General features: G+C 35.6%; 6 protein-coding genes. 5 read left to right on the plus strand and 1 reads right to left on the minus strand.

Annotated elements, in window-relative coordinates; all coding sequences use genetic code 11:
- Positions 1–752 (plus strand): hypothetical protein (locus PVV66_RS09205; RefSeq protein ID WP_273760994.1); only part of this gene is annotated, 752 nt, incomplete at its 5' end.
- Between the two features lie 8 nt (positions 753–760).
- Positions 761–1,387 carry a hypothetical protein gene (locus PVV66_RS09210; RefSeq protein WP_273719528.1) on the plus strand — a complete coding sequence of 209 codons (627 nt, stop codon included), beginning with the start codon at positions 761–763 and terminating at the stop codon, positions 1,385–1,387.
- Here the strand turns inward: PVV66_RS09210 and PVV66_RS09215 are convergent.
- On the minus strand, positions 1,377–2,330 hold the full coding sequence (locus PVV66_RS09215) for a hypothetical protein (RefSeq protein WP_273760995.1): 954 nt from the start codon (positions 2,328–2,330) through the stop codon (positions 1,377–1,379). The two genes, PVV66_RS09210 and PVV66_RS09215, sit on opposite strands and share 11 nt — an antisense overlap.
- Positions 2,331–2,405: 75 nt before the next feature.
- Between PVV66_RS09215 and PVV66_RS09220 the strand changes: the two genes are divergently transcribed.
- Genes PVV66_RS09220 through PVV66_RS09230 form a run of 3 tightly spaced genes read left to right on the plus strand, consistent with a single transcriptional unit; the run spans position 2,406 to position 4,337 of the window.
- Entirely contained in the window at positions 2,406–2,870 is a 465-nt protein-coding gene (locus tag PVV66_RS09220) for a hypothetical protein (RefSeq protein ID WP_273719525.1), read from the plus strand.
- A gap of 2 nt (positions 2,871–2,872) precedes the next feature.
- Entirely contained in the window at positions 2,873–3,238 is a 366-nt protein-coding gene (locus PVV66_RS09225) for a helix-turn-helix domain-containing protein (RefSeq protein WP_273719523.1), read from the plus strand.
- Complete coding sequence (locus PVV66_RS09230; protein ID WP_273719521.1) at positions 3,228–4,337, plus strand: DUF1376 domain-containing protein; 1,110 nt, start codon at positions 3,228–3,230, stop codon at positions 4,335–4,337. The genes PVV66_RS09225 and PVV66_RS09230 overlap by 11 nt, the downstream gene beginning before the upstream one ends.
- Positions 4,338–4,351 lie beyond the last annotated feature (14 nt).

Raw genomic sequence — 4,351 nt, forward strand, 5'->3', positions numbered from 1 at the left:
AGGAGATCAAAATGAGTTTAAATGAAATGATAGCGATCGTTGTGTGTGTGGTGTTTGGAGTCTTGCTTTTATGCGGAGTGATGTTTCGCTTTGCTTTGTATTATCGAGATCAAGTTAAGGCGCTTAAAAAGGAGATTGAAGATGAAGAATTTGCAGCTAGGGCTTTAAAAAAAGAACGCAAAGAAATTAGAGAGATCATTAGTGGATATGATGAGAATGTAGAAAAATATGAAGAGGAAATTAAGGGATTAAAACAGGAGTTAGATGAGTATGAAAAAACATCAAAATGGAAAAATGAAACTATATACAGACTAAGAAAAGAAGTTGATCGTGTTCGTAGCCAAAGATACATGAACATTTTGTTTACCCCATCAGAAGAAGAACTTAAACAACAGATAGATGAGTATGAAGAAAAGTTGGATGAGAAAAGTGAAACTATAGAGAAACTAACAGCAGAAATTGAATACCTTGATGAACAAATTGAGAAATTGAACCAACAGAATAAACTGAATCCAGAGGATGAAAAAGAAGTTGAGCGGCTTAAAGACGAGCTTAAGCAGCGTGATGAAGAAATAGAGAAGCTTAAAGACGAGCATAAAGGAGCGCTTGAACGGAAATACATATCTCTACGCTGTCAATTTGAAGAAAATCGATCCCTTAAGGAAGAAATTAAAAAGCTTAAAGACGAGCTTAAGCAGCGTGATGCATCTGTAAAAGAAAAGTCTCAGAAGAATAAGAAGAAAAGTAAGTGAGGAGTGAGATGGGTTTAATTGCGCTTATTATATCTTGTATTGCTAATTTGTGTTCATGTTATGCGGTTTATACCAATTTTAAAAACATAAAAATGCTTAGACAAGCAATAAAAGAACGAGATGAGTTAATTGCGTCACAGCGGGCGTTGATTGATGGACAATTAGCAGAGAATGAGAAAAAAATTAAACATTTACAAGAATTGCAAGAAGAAAAGAAAAAACGTTTACCGAAGAATCCACAAGGGCAAGAATGTGTAACATCATATGAAAATATTTATGAAACTCTTCAAGAGCCTGAAGATGTTCGTGCGCTTGTAAGAGAGTTTGTAGAAAAAGCTCCAGTTATAAATAAATATAGTGATGAAAAAGATGATGATAGAGCACGAAAGATATTGCAACAATTGATGATGGATGAACAGAGAAAGAATGAAGCAATTGAAATTATTGAAGATTTCAATAGATGGTTTATGGCAAAACAATCGGTTACAGTTGCAGAAGCCAATAAATGGGATAGGGCACAATATTTATCATTTCTTCTTATGAAACCAAAGCCAATGACATGGGCGGAGTTGGCTGAAAAAAGCCCTGAGGAACAACAGCGTTATTCATCATGTTGGAAAACGGTTATTTATTGAATGTAAACAGCTTGGAATACAACAGCTCGGATAGTTTATTACGTGGTTTAATATTAAAATATTCGGGGCAAAAAATCACTTTTTCTGGTGGATTTAAAGGATTCACGGCAGTGTGCTCCATGGTCAATATTAAAGGAATTTCTGAGTTTCTGTCTATAGAAAAAACACCAATAATTAATCCTAATAGACCAGAAGGTTTGAGGCTAAATGGATCAATATCTCTATGTATGGGTGGCTCGACTCGAGGTTTCTTTAAGCATAAATGTTTTTCCTGTTGAGGATGGATGTAATGTAGTGTTCCTAGTGATTGTGGTAAATACGAAAATTCGCGATAGCACGCGGACATAAAGGTAAAAAGGCTATTATCATTTATGCTGATAGAGTTGATTTTAATTGTTTGTTTTGTGGGATTTGTAATGATTAAAGATACATATATTACTGGAAAGATATCATTAGGATTATCACTTATCCATGAACTGTGTGTGGTAACACGGAGCTTTTTTTCTTCTAAAATCTCTAATTGTTTTTCCAGAACTGTGGCAAGCTTTTTCATTGATACCGCTTGTTTTCTAGTTGATTTAGCTATGTCCATGGCATTAGCTAATTCTGTTTTAAATTTTTCTCGATCTTCTTCTCTTAATTTTTCATCTTTTTCTCGATCTTCCTTTCTCAATTTTTCATCTTTTTCTCGATCTTCCTTTCTCAATTTTTCATCTTTTTCTCGATCTTCCTTTCTCAATTTTTCATCTTTTTCTCGATCTTCCTTTCTCAATTTTGCAGCTTCTATTCGATCTTCCTCTCTGAATTTAAATGTCTGTTTAATAGAAAGAAAAGAAAAAATTGCTGATAATAAAGCACCAACCGAAGAAAGTGCGGAAAATAAAACAGAAAACGCAGAAAATAATACAGGATGCTGTTCTATCCAATTTAAAACCGCTTGCATACTTCTTACACCCTTCTTTCCTTCATTTTTGGGAAAAAACAGCCCAATAAAACACATTATGTACGGAGTGGCGCGGTGAATAACACGATTCTTTGTTTTGATCTAGGTACGAAGACGGGGTGGGCGATGTGTGGAGGGAGAGGTGACATATTTAGTGGCACCGTTGACTTTAAATCACGCCGTTTTGAAGGCGGTGGGATGCGTTATTTACGCTTTAAGAGATGGCTTACAGAAATAAAGCATACAGCAGGTAGCATTGACGCGGTGTATTTTGAGGAGGTGAGGCGTCATGTTGGAACCGATGCAGCGCATGTTTACGGTGGTTTGTTAGCAACGTTAACGGCATGGTGTGAACATCATGAGATACCGTATGAGGGGATACCTGTTTGTACGATTAAGAAAGTGACGACGGGCAAGGGGAATGCGTCGAAAGAAGAGATTATAAAGGCGATGCGTGCAAAAGGACACGCGCCTTGTGATGATAATGAAGCGGATGCTTTAGCGATTTTACATTTAATTAAAGAGAGGGAGATCTTATAGCGATGCCCAGTAACAAAGTGGAATGTGTAAAGTTTAATTCAGATCAGTTTTTAAAAGAGCTTATGGGTTTAAAAGCAACAGAGAAGGCAGTTTATACAACCCTTGTGTTGCTTATGAATGATAAGAAAGCGCCTCTTATCAATAATGCATCTTATTTATCAAGTTGGTGTGGGTGTTCAGTAAGAACGTTTCAAAAGACATTAGAGACTTTAATAAGCATGGGTTACATCACGCGTTTAGAGAATGGGAACTTATGGCATAGGTCATTAGCTTTCGATTATAGCATCAGTAAATTTTCAGAAAGAGCTTCAAAAGCAGCGAATATGAGATGGAGTAAGAAAAGAGAGGAGGCAATACATGTCAACTAAGTTGCCATGGACGAGGCTTTTTGCAGATAAGTGGTTACTTGATCTTGCACATTTGCCTGCTTTTGAAGGTTTTATATATGTGAAGTTGCGATTTCAAATGCTTCGCACTGGAGAACCGCTTAAGAATAATTTTCGAGTGTTGTCTTTATTAGCTGGTTGCTCAGTTAAAAGATTTCAGAAAGCATTAGATCTTTTATTAGAAACTGGACACATTGTTTTTTCAGAAGATGGTCGTTTGTGGAGTTTACAAGTTGAGGAAGAACTCAATAACTCAAATGAAAATTTAAGCAAGTTTTCAGAAAGAGCACAAAAGGCAGCGAAGGCAAGGTGGGATAAAAATAAAGATAACAGTGATGATGATGCTAAGCATGCTACAAGCAATGCACAAGCAATGCTTAATGATGCCATTAACAATAACATTAACATTAACAATAACAAAAAAAATAAAAATATTATTTTATCAAAAAGAGAAATTGAATTTGAAAATTTAGAAACAAACGATTTGGTTGACGAGCCAATCGAGTGTGATGATGTTCAATCAGAAGAAATCAAAACAATAGAAACTAAACAACCAATCATTCACGAGCAAAATAACAACATTTCAAACGAAGCTAATAATCGATGGCAAAGTAACGAAGCAATGATTGAGAAATTGCCACCACGAAAAGGTAAAAAGGTTGGCAAACAACTTTCAGAAATCGTTGACAAGATAATGCCTGCTTATTTTCCAGAGAAAGCAAACTTTTTTGAGAAAGACAAGAAAATGAGGGAAAAACAAGAAGTTGAAAGCATGTTTGAAGATTTCAAACCCGATTTGCAATACGCAATCGATCAAGGATTAACGCATGATGAAGCGTTATCAGAATATGAAAAATTTGTACGCTTTTCAAAAGCCAACCCATGTCGAAATGCTCATGAACGCGATTGGCAAAGCGCTTGGAATAATTGGATTACACACCCGAAATATGGATTGGTAGCTAAGAGACACGCAGAATTAGAAATGAAAGAAAGATATACAATCACATGCTGTAAACCACTAACAGAGAGCTTGGCAAAATATATCAGAAATATAGAGCCTATCAGTTCATTTGCAACATAATGAAATCGTATTTA

Source organism: Bartonella sp. AU16XJBT (assembly GCF_028618665.1).
In the GTDB taxonomy this organism is placed as follows: domain Bacteria; phylum Pseudomonadota; class Alphaproteobacteria; order Rhizobiales; family Rhizobiaceae; genus Bartonella.